Origin of the sequence: Thalassotalea euphylliae (genome assembly GCF_003390375.1) — a bacterium.
Taxonomy (GTDB): Bacteria; Pseudomonadota; Gammaproteobacteria; order Enterobacterales; family Alteromonadaceae; genus Thalassotalea_F; species Thalassotalea_F euphylliae_A.
Genome location: NZ_QUOT01000001.1, coordinates 255,555 through 273,474, shown reverse-complemented (window position 1 = coordinate 273,474; position 17,920 = coordinate 255,555). Strand labels below are relative to the sequence as shown.

Here is a 17,920-nt window from a genome sequence, read left to right as displayed (position 1 = left end):
AAAAAGTAATTATCACCAAAGGAATAGAATAACTCCTCTCCCATAGTCTCACTAATCACCCTTCGCGTTATAGAAGGGTGGTTTTGACGCTTTCTGAATCTAGCTTATCGCTCACAATATCTCGAAACATAAGCATATCCCCTACTCTTTTTGAAGCGCCTTTGTAAAAGCCAACTTCTTCAATGAAATTTCTTGGGTTGTTGAAAGTACCAAAGATAATGTCAATTATTGGTAAATCTGAATAGTTGTAAGCATGAACGCCACGACGATGATGAACAGAATGACTCTCTGGCCGCTGAATAAAATAACCTAGCCACTGAGGCGTTTTAATATTGGTATGTTGAAAAACAACTAAAAACATTGTGATAAACAAAAACCAAGTGATTGCTTCAGGTGATAGCCCTACGCCAACCGTTAACGCAAAACTGCCCACTAAAGTGAAACCTATCATGTCTAATGGGCTAAAATAAAACGCGCCAAACGTATCTACACGCTCTGCACTGTGATGCATCTGATGAAAGACACGCCAAAGTACTCGCGACTTATGCATACCTCTGTGCCAAAGGTAAATTAAAAGCTCAAAAACAAGCAGTGCAAGAAGAATTGAGATAATCGGATGCACGGACTCCGAGCTAACAATCTGATAATAAGCTAAATAGGGATCCCACAACAAGGGCAGATAAGTTGCGAGATACAAGTAAAGTATGAAAAATCCTGCAGTTCTGATGTGCCAGCCCGGAACCCTAGCTAGCTGACGAGCAGGCCACAACACTTCTACCGTAATAAGCACCGCATAAATAATGAGTTGACCTATAGTTACAGGGTCAATTAACACTTCTAGTGGTGTTGGCATTGTCGCTCTCCTTTATTGCGTTTATTGCATCTATTTGCGTTTATTTTCATAAAAGGAGTTTGCGATGAAATCGCTTAGCAAACATAAGATCTCGGTAATATTTTGCTAACGATTAGCTAATATGACTGGAATACAGGGAAATCTAATGAAATATAGGTTCAATGACATTGAAGTTGACGCCACGCATTTCGTTATCAAAGTACGTGGTCAACAACAACCTATTGAGCCAAAAGTTTTTGATTTGCTGTTGTACTTACTAAGAAATCGTGATCGTTTGATATCTAGAGATGAACTGTTTAAGAAGGTTTGGCATGGTCGAATCGTTTCAGACACCAGCTTGAGCAACCATATTAAAAATATTCGAAAGCTAGTTAATGATGACGCAGAACGTCAATCTGTGATCAAAACTGTTCGCTCACGTGGTTATCAATTTATTTGCCCTGTCAATGAAATCAAAGTAGAGAAGCAAGAATCTAAGCCAAGTGCCCAAATGAGCTTTCTGTACACACTACTATTTTCACTAAGCAATAAGAAAAGACTGCTAACTTTCCTAGTTCTGTTAGGTCTCGTATTTTTGATAAATTGGGGCGCTAACTTTTATACCGATCGCGATAGCAGGCCCTATATTCTTGTTGTGCCTTTTTCAGTTTCGGGTGACATCCCCAATCATTTATCCCCATTTGCTGATCAAATTACGCGAGAAATAATTCAATCGCTTAGAAAAATTTCCGGTTTAAAGGTTGTGCCGCCACCGTCATCTTTTGCCTTCAAGGCTAATAAGACTCGCGATTTTATTAGTCAACGGCTTCCCAATATTGACTACGTGCTAGACGGAATAGTAGCTGTTGATAAATCAGGTACGATTCAAATCAATACAGAGCTTGAGCATTTAAACCGAGGCAATGTTATCTGGGATGGCAGCTATCAATTAACGTTGGATAAACTCAACAGTTTTCAGCTACAAGAAGCAGTTGCAACGGCGGTATCCTCTTCGCTTAAGGTGTTGATGAATGAATCTGAAAAAGCTCAGTTAGCTGAACTTCCCACCACGAGTACCGACGCTTATAAACTTTATGTTGAAGGCCAATACCTGTTTTCAAAGATGACTCATAAAGCGATGATTAAATCGATAGAATATTTTTCTCAAGCAATTGCCTTAGACGCAGCTTTTGAAGCCGCATATCTCGCCAAGTCTAATGCTTATCGAGCGATCATGACACTGTACGAAAAACCCAAAGATGTTTTGCCTCATGTCGTTACATCTACCGTAGAGCTTTTGAAAATTAGCCCTGATTCAGCCATTGCCCGCTCTTCACTTGGTCTTGCTTATGTGCATACTTGGCTTTGGGCAGATGCATGGAAAGTACTAACGGAAGCTAAACTTCGTCGTCAAGACATAATGCTAACCGAACTTGGCTTTGCTTTATATTTTTCGGCACTTGGTGAAGTAAAGCTAACAAAACAGTCGCTGGCAAAAGCAGATGCTCTTGACCCATTAAATGAAGAACTGGCTGAATGGGGAGCATGGTCGCTAATGATGCTTGGCGAACTCGAGGAAGCCATTAATTGGGGCGAAGAAAAAATGAAACTACACCCTAATAAGCCCTCACCAAAACTTAGCCAAGCAGTTGCTTTGTATATCAACGGAAATTACCAACAAAGCATCATACTTGCGCAAAAAGGCGTGAAACTAAGCAATCGTTCGCCATTGTCACTGGTTTTCTTGGCACAGTCTTTTGCTGCCATGGGTGACGAGCAACGTGCTTTGTCCTTGTTAACCGAAGCAAATCAAAGTAAAGCCTATGTTTGCCCCTATGAGTCGGCCATTGTTTACATACAACTTGAACAACTCGACAAAACATTTGAGCTACTACAAGAAGCTGTTGAGTATCGTTCAAATTGCCTCGTTTTTATACGTAATGATCCACGCTTAGCGTCTGTGAGAAGCGACTCTAGATATCTTACGTTACTTGATAAAGTCGGATTAAGTGACATAGTAATAAAAAATTACCCCAGAGGATAATCAGACAAGGGCAATAATATGTTTGAAAAAGTCATCAATTTTTGGTTTCAAGAACTAGCCCCAAAACAGTGGTGGCAAAAAGACGAAGAACTTGATGCCACAATTGCAAAGCGTTTTGCAGGGTTGCACAAACAAGCGAGTGCCGGCGAATTATTTGCTTGGCGAGATAACGCCGAAGGCGCTCTAGCAGAAGTGATTGTACTCGATCAGTTTTCTCGCAATATCTATCGCGATACCCCACAAGCGTTTGCCTGTGATAATTTGGCTTTAGCGCTTGCACAATATGCCATAGAAAAACGCTTCGATAATGAACTTACGGCTAAACAACGAAGCTTTTTATATATGCCATTTATGCACAGTGAATCTCAGCTTATCCACCAAGAAGCATTAAAGCTATACACCGCTTTAGGCAACGAAAATAATTTAAAATTTGAGCAGCAACACAAAGCAATTATCGACCGCTTTGGTCGCTATCCACATCGAAATAAAATACTGGGCCGAGCATCTACACCGGAAGAAATTGAGTTTCTTACCCAGCCTAATAGTAGTTTTTAATGTTGTTTAAGCTTTGCCTGCCAAGCGCTCAAAGCCTTTTGCAAGATCCTCTATCAGATCGTCAACATCTTCCAAACCAACATGTAAACGAACTAACGGCCCTTGATATTGCCAATCGGTGGCTGTACGCATTGCACCAACATTTTGCATAGCCAAAATTAAACTTTCAAAGCCCCCCCATGAATAGCCCATTTTAAAATGGTGCATACCGTCTAAAAATGCGGTGATATCCTTGGCGAATTCAGGTTTTACCACAAACGAAAACAGGCCATTACTGCCTAAAAAGTCTCGTTTAAATTGCTCGTGCCCAGGGCATGAAGGAAAAGCTGGGTGAAGGATAGTTTCAACTTCTTCCCGTTCGCTTAGCCACTTGGCAACTTTGAGTGCGCTTTGTTCATGCTGCTTCATACGCACACCTAAGGTACGAATACCACGCAGCGCTAAATAGAGATCATCAGGTGATGTGCATTGCCCCATGGTGTAGCTGCTTTCACGCAGTTGAGGCCAATGAGCTTCATTCGCTGTTGCTGTACCTAGCATGACATCTGAGTGCCCTACCACATACTTGGTTGCTGCTTGAATAGACACATCAACGCCTAATTCAAAAGGCTTTAAGTTAATAGGCGATGCCCAAGTGTTGTCTAATAGTACAGAGCAGCCATGGCGATGAGCAATTTCAGAAATAGCAGGGATATCTTGCACTTCCATGGTCAACGAACCTGGCGCTTCCAAAAATACGAGGCTGGTATTTCCTTTAATCAAACTTTCAATGCCAGCACCAACCACAGGATCGTAGTAAGTGGTCTCAACACCCATTTTAGCGAGAATATTGTCGCAAAAACTGCGTGTTGGCTCATAAGCCGTATCCACCATTAAAATATGATCGCCAGTTTTTACAAAAGCCAAAATTGCATTGGTGATCGCCGCGGTACCGCTTGGGTATAGCGCACATCCTACACCACCTTCTAGCTCTGTCATGGCATCGCTAAAGGCGAACGATGTACTAGTACCACGTCGACCATAAAACAATACTTGGTTCGCTTTGTTGGCAGTCGCATGTTTCATTTGTTTAACGCTATCAAACACTACGGTTGAAGCGCGCTGTACAGCTGGGTTAACAACCCCATTCGTCCACTTATCGCTGCGACCTGCATTAACGATTTTAGTATCTTGTTTTTGCGTGTTATTTGACTCGCGGCTTTGCTCTGGGCTTTTAGGATTGGACATGCGCTACTTCTTTTAGAATTTGGATAATTAGAATACATTCATTGGCTATCTAGCCGTCTAAATAATTTATACCTAGCTTATTGGGAAAGCTCAAGAAGAAATGTTAGCTAGATTTGATTCCCTAAGATATTTATTTAATGACATTTAAATAGCAAACAGATACAACCTAACAACGCTATTTGCACAAATCACTTATTCTTTAAATAACACTCAATTTCGGTTGCAGATTGTTCAATTGTTAGATTGCTAGTGTCTAATTGAAAAGACTCAACATTTGGTATAGTTGCTGAGAAATCGAATTTCTTTAAGTACTTATCCAAATACTCTTTTGACTGAAGTTTATTCGTATTTTTTCTTCTTTCACTTAGCACTCGCCTTAAATGCTCATCATAGTCGCAAGATAGATATATAAAATCAGGGCTAACGCTAAATTCCTGCAATAAATCAAGAAAACCTTCGATAAAGAAATTACTTGCGGGATTTACGTAGCAAAAAGTAAATACAATGCCTTTATCTTTTTGTGTTTCAATGATTGTTCGAAATGCTTCCAAACAAATTTTACGCTGGTACTTTTCAAAACCTGCGTTACCAAAGCCAACAACAGCGCAAGCAACATCAAATGCTAAATGCTGAGGAAACAACTTCCATCCATTTCTTGCTGCCAACTCTCTAGCAATACTCTCTTTACCTACGCCAGATGCGCCATAAACCATCACAAACTTCATTGTCATTCCGTTTTCTATTTTGGTTACTTATAATTTAACTGTTTATACGTACAGTAACAAGAAAACTAAAAAAAATGACAAATACCTCAAAAATTATGATGAAAATAAATCCAATTGATTATCAGTGATCTGCTCAAACGATAAATCAACAAATGGTAAAATCGCATCGGCAACCGCCTTTAACTGGCGTTCGATATACAAATCGTAGTCAAGTGGCGCGCTTTGGTGCTCTATCGCTTGTGGACCCTGGGTGGTCAGCACATATTCGATATGGCCACGCTTTTGATATTTCTCTTTTTGACCATTGGCAAGATTTATCGCATCGGCGGCTCGTGCGGCTTTAATATGGGGCGGCACATTTTTTATGTAATCATCAAGCTTACGACGGATACGTTTACGATAAATGAGTTTTTCATCAACCTGCCCTGCCCTGGTTTGGTTCACGGTATCAAGGACAAAATCACTCACCGGCTCGTCGTGGAATATTTTATGATACAAAGTTTGTTGAAAATCTTTGGCTAATGGCGTCCAATCTGTACGGACGGTTTCTAACCCTTTAAAGACCATACGTTCATTTGGCCTACTGCTTTCATTACTCGATTTATCAGCTTCATTTATCACTAGGCCTGCGTAGCGCTTTTTCGTACCGACATCAGCTAGGCCGCGAATAGTCGGCATAAAAAACCGGGAAAAATGGGTTTCAAATTCGATTTCCAGTTTACTTTCAATTTGGTACTCGCAAGCAATATGCTCATTCCACTTTTGATTAATTAGCTGCTCGAGCTCTTTACCGATACGCCTTGATTCTTTGACCTTGTGTGACTCACCAATTGCAACGAAAATTGAATCCGTATCGCCGTAAATCACTTGATAACCAATATCTTCAATCCATTGTTTCGTGGTTTTTAAAATCTGATGGCCACGCTTAGTAATAGAACCTGACAGCCTAGGGTCGAAGAACCGACACCCCGTCGAACCCAGCACACCATAAAACGAGTTCATAATAATTTTAATGGCTTGTGACAAGGCAGTATTTTTGTCGCGTTTGGCTTTGTCGCGCTCTGCCCAAAGTTCGTCAATTATGGCCGGAAGAAAGTGCTTTTTTCGTGAGAAATAGGCATCATCAAAACCCGGAACAGTTTGGTTTTGAGCTACTATATCTTCACTTTCTACTTTTAATTCTTCTACCTTTAGTCCTTCAGCTCTCAGTCCTTCGATAAGGCCCATAGGATCAATATAAAAGGTGCGGATAATGCTTGGGTATAGACTTTTAAAATCAAGCACTAGCACATTGCGATAAAGCCCAGGAATGGAGTTCATTACATAGCCACCAGGCGAAATTAGATCCGATTTTCCATCCCCTAGATTCGGCGCAATATAGCCAGCACGATGTAGTTTAGGTAAATAAAGGTTAGTAAAAGCAGCCACCGAGCCACCAATTCGATCAAGCGATAACCCGGTTAACTTGGCTCTAAGCTTGGCAAAAGCGAGCAAATCGGTATGTTCAAATATCTGCCAGACTAAACGGCAATCCTCTAGGTTGTAGGCAGCCAATGCCTTTTTGTTATGGTGAAAGTTATCAACAATCTCGTACAGGCGATTTTCCACATCTTTGACTTGTTTACGCTTACCTAATAACTCATGGGCAACATTGTCGAGCGAGAACGAAGCAAAGTTATAGGTGGCACTTTTCAGTAGATCAATCCCATCAATAACGACTCGCCCTTCGATATCCATAAAATTTTGTTCGCTATTACGCTGCTTGCGCCAATTGGGAGCACTATTATCACGGCCAATCGCAAAGGGAATACCGTGCAAATCATAGCGCTTTTGAAACAAACTAAAATCAAAATTAACGACATTCCAGCCAATAAACACATCAGGATCGTGCTCCTTCACCCAAGCTAAAAAACGTTGCAGTAGCGCTGCCTCGTTAGCAAGCCATTCAATATAATCGCAGCTTTCATCAAGCGGCTCTGGTTTGCCGATCATCATGACTTTTTGGCAAGTATCACTGTATAACCCTATCGAATACAGCTCCCCTTTGGGGCAACATTCCAGATCAATTGACACCATAGAAAGCTCGATATCGCCCGCTGACTTTTTACATTTAGCTTGATACAAGATTGGGTATTGATGGGCTTGGTTTGTCGCATAGCTGCTTGTTTGGCCAGTAAAATAGCAATTATCGGTAACAAAGCGCTCCATTAAGTAGCGATCTTCTGGGCGAATATCGTCTTCGAAACACTTAATGTCGTGTTGTTTCAGCAGCTCTCTCGCCTGATAAAAATCTCTTAACTTGGCAAAATAAAGCCCGGTCACAGCTTGGTGAGCAAAGGTTTTTAAGACGAGCGGTGTTACTTTAGCCGGTTGCAGTTGATGTTTAGCAAGTAACCCAAGTGCTTTTTCTTGCTCCGTTTGATGGATAAACAGCAGTGCATATTCGTCAGTAATTTTGAGGTTAATTGGCCCTTGCTCTGTAACTAACCACAGTGAAATAACCATGCCGCGGCGGGTATCATAGGTTTTTCGGGTTAACACAAAGCCAAACGCACTGTTGTTAGTACCGACGCCACTCGCCTGAACCTCTTTGCTGATAAAATTGTCAGATAAGTTGGCCATTAAGTCTCGCCACATGCCACCACAAACTGTTAATATATACAGCAGTTTAAAACAAATACCTGTGAATGGGAACCAATGTCGACCGCCACCAAAAAGCAAACCAGCGCGCTTAGCGATAATATTAAACAAGCCATTCGCACTTCCTACAAAGCCATCGGCGAAAGTCTACCCAACTTTAACCCACGCAAACAGCAAACTTTTTTAATTGCTGAAATAGCCAAAACGCTCGCTGGTGAGTACGACAAAACTCGAAAAATCATTGCCGTTGAAGCTGGTACGGGCACAGGCAAATCACTGGCTTATAGCTTGAGTACCATTCCGTTAGCGCTCTCTAAAAAGAAAAAAGTAGTCATTTCGACCGCAACTGTTGCCCTGCAAGAGCAGCTAGTCAATAAAGACTTGCCCTTTTTGAAAGATCACGGCGGTATAGACTTTGACTTTACTTTAGCGAAAGGCCGCCAGCGTTATGTTTGTCGTCATAAGCTAGCTGCTGCAGCTAACGCCAGCGAAAACCCACAGCCAGGTTTTACCTTTGCTGAGCAACCGAACCGTTATGATATAAAGCTGATTAAAGAACTCAACAGTGCGTTAAATGAAAATCGCTGGCAAGGTGATAGAGACAGTTGGGCAGACCCAATACCAAGCCATGTTTGGTTAGCCATTCAATCAGATAAACATAGCTGTTTACGCCATTTAGCAGAGCACACGCACTGCCCGTTTCACAAAGCGCGCGATACCATGGATAAAGCTGATGTATTGGTGATAAACCATTCATTGTTATTATCCGATTTAGAAATGGGCGGCGGTAAAATTCTGCCAGAGCCTGATGAAACCTACTATGTCATTGACGAAGCGCACCACTTACCCAAGGTTACGCGTGACCATTCAAGTGCAGCAATCACCTTAAAAGGGTCGCTAGAGTGGCTACAAAAAGTCGCAGATACCGGCGATAAAGTTGCCAAGCTGATCAAATCGCAATCCTCAATTAACCCATCGCTTAAACTCGCGGATGATTGCCAATCGCTGATTGCCGATATGCAAAAAATTGTGCAGTTTGTTGAAGCCAACCAAACCACCTACTTTGCCAATGCCGAGCAAAACAACTCTCATGGCAATAACACGCCTAGTTATCGTTTTGAACACGGTATTATTCCGCAGCTAATTAAAACCAGTGCTGAAGATTTAAGCGAATACAGCCGTAAATGTTTAGCCCATGGCAATAAGCTTTACTACTTATTAGTCGAAGCGGTGAAAGACGGTGACGTAAAGGCTTACTTAGCCGAGCCATTATTATCAGAATTTGGTTTTTTGCTTCAACGCCTAGAAAACTTTAACGCACTTTGGGTGATGTACGCAAAAACCGACAGCGAAAAAGCCGCACCACTCGCCCGCTGGTTAGAAAAACTAAGCGGTAAGAAGCAAGACTACTTATTGTCTGCTTCCCCCATTGAAGTCGGTTACACACTTGAAGATAAGCTGTGGTCGAAGTGTGCAGGTGCTGTACTTTGCTCTGCTACTATCGTAGCGCTCAATTCATTTGACCATTTTCGCCGACAAGTGGGCCTTTCCAATAATGATGGTACGCAATATCAAAAAGTCGATTCACCATTTAACTACCGTGAAAACGCTGTGCTGTCCGTGCCTAATGTTCGCTATGAACCTAGCCATCCGTCATTTACTGATGAGCTGTGTAAATTACTGCCAGCGTTAATTAAAAAAGACGAAGCAACACTGGTACTGTTTTCCTCTTATTGGCAAATGGAACAAGTGGCAAAAGTGATGCGTGAAAAACATAAAATTTCACTGCAAATACAAGGAGAGCAAGCGCGTAGCTATATTATTGAAAATCACAAAAAGAAGTGTGACAACAATAAAGCCAGTATTTTATTTGGTACCCAAAGCTTTTCTGAAGGGCTAGATTTACCTGGGAATTACCTCACTAACTTAGTGATCACTAAACTGCCATTTTCTGTACCAACCTCGCCTGTTGAAGAAGCACACGCTGAATATGTAACCGCCAAAGGGGGCAATCCGTTTGTGTCGATAACCGTGCCCGATGCTTCCAATAAGCTGATTCAAGCCTGTGGTCGCCTACTCCGAAATGAGAAAGACAGCGGTGTCATCACCCTGCTAGATCGCCGCGTGGTGACAAAGCGCTACGGTGGTGATTTACTTGATGCCTTGCCGCCGTTTAAGCGTCAGATCAGTTATTAAAAATTGCAGCAATGAGTTATTGTTTAAGCAATAACTCATTGTTGACCCAGTTTAACCCATCATCAAAATTTGAAAAGCCAGTGATGGCAATAGATACAACATAAGTTCTCTGCAGCCCAATTTGAAAAATCTAAAGCTCTTTACTAATGTAAAACTGTTAGTTCAATCTTCACATGGAAAGGGATTTCATGCATTTAAGGTTAGTTTACTTCTCTAGATCAACGTCGTTGATGGCACAAAATGAATTAGTTTCACTTTTGAAAAAAGCAAGGATGTTTAATGATCAAAACGACATAACTGGTTTACTTCTATACAAAAATCAATCTTTCGTTCAATTGCTCGAAGGCCCCTCTGAAAGAGTCGCATCATTATTCCAGAGTATTTGCACAGACGAACGTCACTATGCCATCAAAACTCTAGTAAAAGAGGAAGCAGAGCAGCGATTATTTCCTGACTGGAGTATGGGGTTCCAAAACCTAAACCAATCCAGTGAAGCTGAGCCATTGGCTGGTTATTCGTTGTTCATGTCTGACGAACATTCACCTAACTTACCTCCAAATTATGATAAGACAATGGAATTGTTACTTTTTTTCAGAGCAAGAAGCTAATGATGAGTGCTAAAATTGATGAGAAACCCAAACACTACATTGCGATTGGCGCGTCGGCAGGTGGGCTTAAACCATTAGAACAAATAGTTTCAACCATTGAGACAACGACAGCATCCATTGTTATTTGCCAACACTTATCTCCTCACCACAATAGTATGCTTTGTGAAATTTTGGCAAGAATATCTAAAATGCCAATCAGTGTTATCGAAGAGAATAGCTTCCTTGAACCAGGGCACATTTATGTGGTACCTCCCAATAGAAACTTAACGTTTGACGAGCATGAGGTAAAATTGCAAATCCCCCCTGAAGAGCTAACTTCGAAGCCCAATATCAGTCAATTCATGTCTTCTTTGAGTAAATTTCACGGAAAGTCTTCTATCGGCGTGATCTTATCTGGCACAGGTAACGATGGTGCAATTGGTATGGGAGCTATTAACGCTAGTGGCGGAGTTTGCATGGTACAAAATCCGGAATCTGCAGAGTATGATAGTATGCCTCTTGCGGCTATAGATACGACTCATATAGACCATATAGGAACAGCACTAGAGTTAGCTGAATACATCAATAAAATTACTCAACCCAACAATAACGTCTCATTAAAACAAAGTGAAACAGAAGTTTTTCAAGAACTAATTACGCATTTGAAGGGCATATCGGGTATCGACTTTAATAGCTATCGTTCGTCTACATTACTGCGACGAATTACTCGTAGAATGAATTTCCTTAAACTGTCTTCAATAGAAGAATATTTTGAACTAATTAAACAAAGCGAAGCTGAGGTAAGCTTATTTTTAAAAGATGTCTTCATTCATGTGAGTTATCTATTTAGGGAACCTGAAGCGTTTAGGCTTTTAAGCGAGCACGTTACAAACCTAGTTAACAGTCATCAGGATAATCATAAAAACATTCACACCCTCAGGCTTTGGGTTCCTGCTTGTGCAATGGGCCAAGAGGCTTTTACCATCGCTACTATGTTAGAAGAATTGAGAGCCTTCAACAACAACTGGTTTGACTACAAAATTTTTGCTACTGATATATCCCACAAGGCCATAGCCAAAGCAAGGACGGGTAAGTATGACAAGAGCTTATGTGGAAATTTGCCCAGTGAATTTCTAGAGAAGTACTTCGAAGTAAGTGGTGAAGTACTCGAAGCGAAAGCAACAATTAGAGAAAAAATTGTTTTCTCGGTGCACAACTTGCTTACCGATCCACCTTTTTCCAGACTACATGTAATTTCCTGCAGAAACTTACTAATTTATTTTAAAAGATCCCTTCAGGAGGAGGTCATCAATATGTTTAATAACAGTTTAAACAAAGACGGTCTTCTACTTTTAGGTCAATCTGAAAGCTTGCGAGAGAACACAGATTTCAAGGTGTTGGATAACGAGTATAAGCTCTATCAAAAAACACATCACACCAAAAATGGTTTCCGCTATATAAAGCAAAATACAAAACTCAATTTTGAAGCCAAAGAACCTAGTATTTCTTCCGAAAAATTGGAGATTGAGCGTATCACTCTGCGCAGCTTAGTAGAAGAAAAAAAAGGTAATGCCATCGTAATAGACCAGTACAACAATCACACCTACCTTTTTGGAGATACCAATTTTTTATTCCGAAAACAGCAAGGAATGGTAACCTCAAATATTTTTGAACGGATAGTTCCCGAGTTAAAAGCAGAGCTTAGAGCAATGGTTTATCGGGTTCGAAGAACTCAAAATAAAGCGTCTTCAGGAAACAGGAAGTTAATAGTGGAATCAAAGCACCTAATCGTAAAACTCAATGTAAAAATGTTTGATCCCAGCAAGGTCGACTGGGTTCTAATCACTTTTTCATATACCAATGTTAATGCTGACATTGGCACGTTCCAACTCACATCTGCTAACCCAATGTTACTTGAACTCGAACAAGAGTTGAGTGTTACTCGAGACAATTTGCAAACTGTTGTTGAAGAATTAGAGACTGCCAATGAGCAATTGCAAGTTTATAACGGTGAACTGCAAACTTCGAATGAAGAATATCAAAGCACAAATGAAGAACTACAAACGGTTAATGAAGAACTGCAGTCCACTAACGAAGAATTGATAACCGTTAACGAAGAACTTAATGAAAAAAATAAAGAGCAGAAACGTTTATCCGCAGATTTGTTTAATATACAAGAATCATTAGATCTGCCAATGTTCCTTATTGATAAAGAATACAGAATTAAGCGTTACACAAAACAGTGTTCATTAATTGCTGAAGTAAGTTCTCTCAGGTTTGGAGATTTGTTCTTTGCTGTTTCTTGGCATCAGGAAATGCCAGATTTAAAGCCAATACTTGAAGATGTTATGGGTAGTCATCAACTTAGAGAAGAAGAATTAATGGTTGGTAGCGATATTTTTAGGGTTAGAATTTCGCCGTACTTGAATCACCAACACGTTATGGAAGGGTTAGTAGTCACCTTTTATGACATCACGTCACTTAAGCTAGCACAAAAAGAACTAGCTTTAGAGCGTGACATAGCCCAAGTCACTCTCGGTTCTCTGTCTGAAGGAATAATACGACTGAACGGAAACAACAAAATAGAATATGTAAACCACGCTGCAGAAGAGCTTTTACAGCACCGCCTTAAAGAATTATACGATTGCCCAGTTGAACAGTTTATTCATCTATATAACGAAAATACTGCATTAGATATTAAAAATGTTATTGCTGAATGCATTGAGAATCAGGCGATATACGCACCCAAAGATAGTTTTTTAACTTGTAAAAGACGCTACGGTGAAGACGCATTAGTCGAAATTACCGTTACCCCTACTAACCTATCAAGCCCATGCACTGAAAACAGTATTGCCATCACATTAAAAGATGTTTCAGAGCGCCAGTCACATATTGATAACTTGCTATGGAGCAGCAAGCATGATTCTTTAACGGGCTTAGTCAATAGAAAAGAACTTGAGCACAGGCTAGAAAGAGTCATCGAGCATACCCAAAAGTCTGGAATAGAAAGTTCTCTTCTTTATATGGACCTAGATCAATTTAAAGTAGTTAATGATACCTGCGGACACATGGCTGGTGACCAACTATTAAAACAAATAGCAGAATTGATTCAAACCAATATTAGATCACGAGATACACTCGCTCGTTTAGGTGGAGATGAGTTTTCCTTGTTACTCGAAAGGTGCTCTTTGACCAAGGCTGAGGCAATTGCAAAGCAAATATTGGAATATGTACAAGGTTATTCCTTTTTTTGGGAAGACAAGATATTTAAAGTTGGCATTAGCATAGGCTTAGTTTCAATTAATAAATATACGGAATCTATAAGTTCTTTGTTGTCTGATTCTGATGCAGCCTGCTATGCGGCTAAAGAATCAGGTAGAAACCAAGTTCAAATTCACAGCGAACACAACGATTTAGTAGAGCTTCAGCGGGCGCAAATGAAGGTGGTTTCAGATATCAATGAAGCCCTGGACAATAATGGATTCAGACTTTATTTACAAAAAATAGTACCAGTGAATAATGAGAAAAAACTTCATTGGGAAGTGTTAATTAGAATGTTCAATAAAGAGGGAAAATTCGTTTTACCAAACGTATTTCTTCCCTCTGCCGAGCGTTTTGGTTTGATTAACCGAATTGACAGGTGGGTAGTGCAAGAAGTTGCAAATACGCTAAATAAATATTTTGAACCGGATGAAATGCCTGAGCTTAATATTAATGTATCTGCGAATACAATTTGTGATGACGGTTTTCTAGAGCTTGTCGAGCATACGCTGCATGAAAAGAAAATTCCCTTCGATAAAATTTGCTTTGAACTAACGGAAACAGCTGCAATGAGTAACTTAGTAAAAGCCAAGCGGTTTATCAAAAGAATGCGCGATTGTGGGTGCAAGATTGCCATTGATGATTTTGGCACAGGTATGAGCTCCCTTGCTTATTTAACGGATCTACCCGTCAATACTGTTAAGTTGGATGGTAAATTTATTCAAACAATTGTTAATGACGACATCAACCAAACCATTGTCGAATCCGTAACAAGAGTCGCTCACAAATTACATATGAACGTTGTAGCTGAGGCTGTTGAAACCGAAGCTCAAAAAGAGATGCTAACCAATTTAAATACCGATTACTTGCAAGGCTTCTACCTGCAACGGCCAGTGCCAACAGAAGAGTTTATTTCAATTCACCGAGAATTAAATTAAATGCATCGGTAGTGTTTAGAAATCTGTGTCATTTCAGTAATATTAAGAAAACAGGAATGACACATGACTCAATCTTTCGACTTCAACAAAGCATTAGCAGAACTTCAATCGGGTAAAGGGTTAACGGGTGAAGATGGTGTTTTAACGCCACTGATTAAACAATTAACCGAAGCTGCACTCAAAGCCGAGCTAGAGCAACACCTAGACTCAGAGCAACAACCTAATCGTAAGAACGGCACAAGCAAGAAAACGGTTAAATCATCTGTAGGCCAGTTTGAGCTTGAAACCCCAAAAGACCGCACAGGCTCATTTGAACCTCAACTCGTTAAGAAAAATCAAACTAAGCTAACCGCTGAGATTGACCATAAAATCCTATCCATGTTTGCGTTAGGCATGAGCTACCGTGATATTCGCAGCCACGTTCAGGAAATGTACGGCATTGAAATCTCAGAAGCCACGATAACCGGCGTCACCGACCAGCTCATACCAGAGCTAAAAGCGTGGCAGTCTCGTAGCCTTGATACGCTTTACCCGTTTATCTGGCTTGATGCTATCCACTACAAAGTCAAGGATTGTGGCCGTTACGTTAGTAAGGCTGTTTACACCGTTCTTGGTATTAATATTGAAGGCCGTAAGGAATTACTCGGTCTATATGTATCGGAAAGCGAAGGCGCTAATTACTGGCTCTCAGTGCTGACTGATTTACACAATCGTGGCGTATCCGATATTTTAATTGCCTGTGTTGATGGGCTTAAAGGCTTCCCCGAAGCTATTGGCACTATCTACCCTGAAACGGAGGTTCAGCAGTGCGTTATTCATCAAATTCGTAACTCAATGAAGTATGTTGCTTCAAAGCACCAGAAAGCGTTTATGGCTGATTTAAAGCCTGTTTACCGTGCAGCGACCAAAGATGCCGCAGAAGCAGCCTTAGACGAATTAGATGCAAAATGGGGCAAGCTATATCCCATCGTGATTGAGTCTTGGCGCAGGAAATGGGCTAACTTGTCGGTTTACTTCAAGTATCCAGACTACGTGCGCAAAGCTATTTACACCACCAACGCCATTGAAGCAGTACATCGTCAGTTTAGGAAATTGACCAAAACTAAAGGCGCTTTCCCTAACGAAAATAGCTTGATGAAGTTATTGTATGCGGGCATATTGAACGCTTCGCAGAAATGGACAATGCCAATCCACAGTTGGAACCTGACATTGTCGCAATTAGCCATCCACTTCGAGGGTAGGTTAGATGGTGTGCTAGATATTTAGCAATTTAGGCTGACACAGAATTCTGAACGCCCTCAATGCATCTAGTATTGAGGTTTGACTTATTTTTAGCTCATTTCATTGGTTCAAAATAAATGGCCTAACAATGATACAGCAATAACTCATTGTTAACCCAGTTTAACCCATCATCAAAATTTGAAAAGCCAGCGTATTTAACTCCTGCAAACTGATATAGCTGCTGGTAAATATTTTCGGCGAGTGATCGACCTTCTACTTCTGGCGAATAGATAAAAGCAGAGGCAATAGGCGACAACCCTTCTGCTTTAAATGACTTTAAGTAATCTTGATAGTATTCAATCGCCTCTTCCAATACTAAACAAGACTCACTAAACACACATAGATCAGCCCAGTAACCCCATTTAGCTTTGAACACAGGGCATACCTGCTGCTCTAGCTTTACCAAGGCTTGAGCCAGCTCTCTGTTAAATGGGCCGTGCGCATGATAAACAACGACTCGCTCAGACGGAATTTCAAGGTTGACAATACCGTGTTGGCGAAACTGTGAAATGTCGATGGAAGTTGTGCTGTAACTCATTGCCATAATAAATCGCTTATGCAACATGCTGATACTACCTAACTATACCCGATTGCCTATAAGAGTGTTAGCTGTCGCATGCGCAGTATAACTATTGCTGTTTTAACATTTAGCTAGCAACTTAATACCAAAATACGGTGCGCTGTATTTAAAAAAAGACCAGAGCACATCAACTCGTGCTCTGGTTACTTTATTTGATTAAAACAGGTTAGTTAGCTTTATACTGAAGTTAATTAAGTCTCTAGAGTTTAAACCCTCCTTCATTGTCCCGTCAGTTATTAGTTTTTTGCCATTTGCTTGTCACTTTGCTGAACGCTGATCATCACACGGCGATCATAAAAACTAGATTCTTGTTGGGCGTTGGCGACTACAGGATGATTCTCGCCATAGCCAATCGTATTGATTCGATGCGCGCCAACACCTTGGTTTACTAAAGCGGTTTTTACGCTTTCCGCACGAGCGAGCGATAATGCTTGGTTGCGTTTACTGCTGCCGAGCAAGTCAGTGTAACCAGACAAATCAATGGTTAGGTCTTGGTTACTGTTAAGAATACTAGCCAGCGCATTCACTTGTTCTGCGTAGTAGCTTGGAATATCGCTTGAGCCTGTGTTGAACTGCAAGCTCATCATTAGATTACTCGCCTGCAAGGCACTTGCTTTTGCTTGCGACTGCTCGAATGCTAACAGCTCTTGTTGGTGCTGAAATTCTGCGTCTTGCATCTGGCTTTTAAGGCTCGCTAACTGCATTTCGTAGTTTTTCGCTTGTGTTTCATTAGCTTTGGTTAGCTCAACAATATCTTCTTCACCATTGAGAGTTTTCATTAAAAAGGTACCCGCAAGGCCTGTGATCATGGCACCAGCTGGGCCACCGAAAATGCCCCCTAAAATCGCACCCGCACCGAAGCCTAATTCTTCCTTACTTTCATCAGAAAAAGTTTCATCGGTAAGAGTGTTATCGGTTAAACCTTGTGGTTGTGAATATGCATTAGCTTGCGCCATAGGCGTTAATACTAAACTCGTTAAGATTGCTGACGTTAAAATAAGTTTTTTCATCTTGTTATCCTTTTACCTTTTGGTTTTATGTCTTTTAGTTTATT

12 protein-coding genes are annotated in these 17,920 nt (G+C 40.8%); 6 read left to right on the top strand and 6 right to left on the bottom strand.

Annotated features, from left to right (window positions below; genetic code table 11):
• Positions 1-67: 67 nt before the first annotated feature.
• Complete coding sequence (locus DXX94_RS01265; RefSeq protein ID WP_116013356.1) at positions 68-853, bottom strand: sterol desaturase family protein; 786 nt, start codon at positions 851-853, stop codon at positions 68-70.
• 145 nt (positions 854-998) lie between these two features.
• On the opposite strand from DXX94_RS01265, the gene DXX94_RS01260 reads away from it, so the two are divergent.
• Positions 999-2,876 carry a winged helix-turn-helix domain-containing protein gene (locus DXX94_RS01260; RefSeq protein WP_181901455.1) on the top strand — a complete coding sequence of 626 codons (1,878 nt, stop codon included), beginning with the start codon at positions 999-1,001 and terminating at the stop codon, positions 2,874-2,876.
• An 18-nt stretch (positions 2,877-2,894) separates the two neighbouring features.
• Positions 2,895-3,431, top strand: coding sequence for a DUF924 family protein (locus DXX94_RS01255; RefSeq protein ID WP_116013353.1), 537 nt, complete (start codon positions 2,895-2,897; stop codon positions 3,429-3,431).
• 6 nt (positions 3,432-3,437) lie between these two features.
• Here DXX94_RS01255 and DXX94_RS01250 read toward each other — a convergent pair whose 3' ends face one another.
• The 3 genes from DXX94_RS01250 to DXX94_RS01240 form a co-directional block, all read right to left on the bottom strand.
• On the bottom strand, positions 3,438-4,658 hold the full coding sequence (locus DXX94_RS01250) for a cystathionine beta-lyase (protein ID WP_116013352.1): 1,221 nt from the start codon (positions 4,656-4,658) through the stop codon (positions 3,438-3,440).
• A gap of 188 nt (positions 4,659-4,846) precedes the next feature.
• Positions 4,847-5,383 carry an AAA family ATPase gene (locus DXX94_RS01245; RefSeq protein WP_116013350.1) on the bottom strand — a complete coding sequence of 179 codons (537 nt, stop codon included), beginning with the start codon at positions 5,381-5,383 and terminating at the stop codon, positions 4,847-4,849.
• 93 nt (positions 5,384-5,476) lie between these two features.
• The gene (locus DXX94_RS01240) at positions 5,477-8,005 is read right to left on the bottom strand and encodes a DNA polymerase II (RefSeq protein ID WP_116013348.1); all 2,529 of its coding nucleotides are present in this window, start codon (positions 8,003-8,005) and stop codon (positions 5,477-5,479) included.
• Positions 8,006-8,080: 75 nt separating this feature from the next.
• On the opposite strand from DXX94_RS01240, the gene dinG reads away from it, so the two are divergent.
• The 4 genes from dinG (at position 8,081) to DXX94_RS01220 (ending at position 16,271) form a co-directional block, all read left to right on the top strand.
• The gene (dinG, locus tag DXX94_RS01235) at positions 8,081-10,219 is read left to right on the top strand and encodes an ATP-dependent DNA helicase DinG (protein ID WP_116013347.1); all 2,139 of its coding nucleotides are present in this window, start codon (positions 8,081-8,083) and stop codon (positions 10,217-10,219) included.
• Between the two features lie 188 nt (positions 10,220-10,407).
• Entirely contained in the window at positions 10,408-10,827 is a 420-nt protein-coding gene (locus DXX94_RS01230) for a BLUF domain-containing protein (RefSeq protein ID WP_181901454.1), read from the top strand.
• Positions 10,827-15,005, top strand: coding sequence for an EAL domain-containing protein (locus tag DXX94_RS01225; RefSeq protein WP_116013343.1), 4,179 nt, complete (start codon positions 10,827-10,829; stop codon positions 15,003-15,005). Before DXX94_RS01230 ends, DXX94_RS01225 begins: the two co-directional genes overlap by 1 nt.
• Positions 15,006-15,068: 63 nt before the next feature.
• On the top strand, positions 15,069-16,271 hold the full coding sequence (locus DXX94_RS01220; RefSeq protein WP_116013342.1) for an IS256 family transposase: 1,203 nt from the start codon (positions 15,069-15,071) through the stop codon (positions 16,269-16,271).
• A 97-nt stretch (positions 16,272-16,368) separates the two neighbouring features.
• Here the strand turns inward: DXX94_RS01220 and DXX94_RS01215 are convergent, their stop codons facing one another.
• Together DXX94_RS01215 and pdsO are read right to left on the bottom strand one after the other, a co-directional pair.
• On the bottom strand, positions 16,369-16,851 hold the full coding sequence (locus DXX94_RS01215; protein WP_116013340.1) for a hypothetical protein: 483 nt from the start codon (positions 16,849-16,851) through the stop codon (positions 16,369-16,371).
• A 251-nt stretch (positions 16,852-17,102) separates the two neighbouring features.
• On the bottom strand, positions 17,103-17,876 hold the full coding sequence (pdsO, locus tag DXX94_RS01210) for a sortase-associated OmpA-like protein PdsO (protein WP_116013339.1): 774 nt from the start codon (positions 17,874-17,876) through the stop codon (positions 17,103-17,105).
• Between the last annotated feature and the right edge of the window lie 44 nt (positions 17,877-17,920).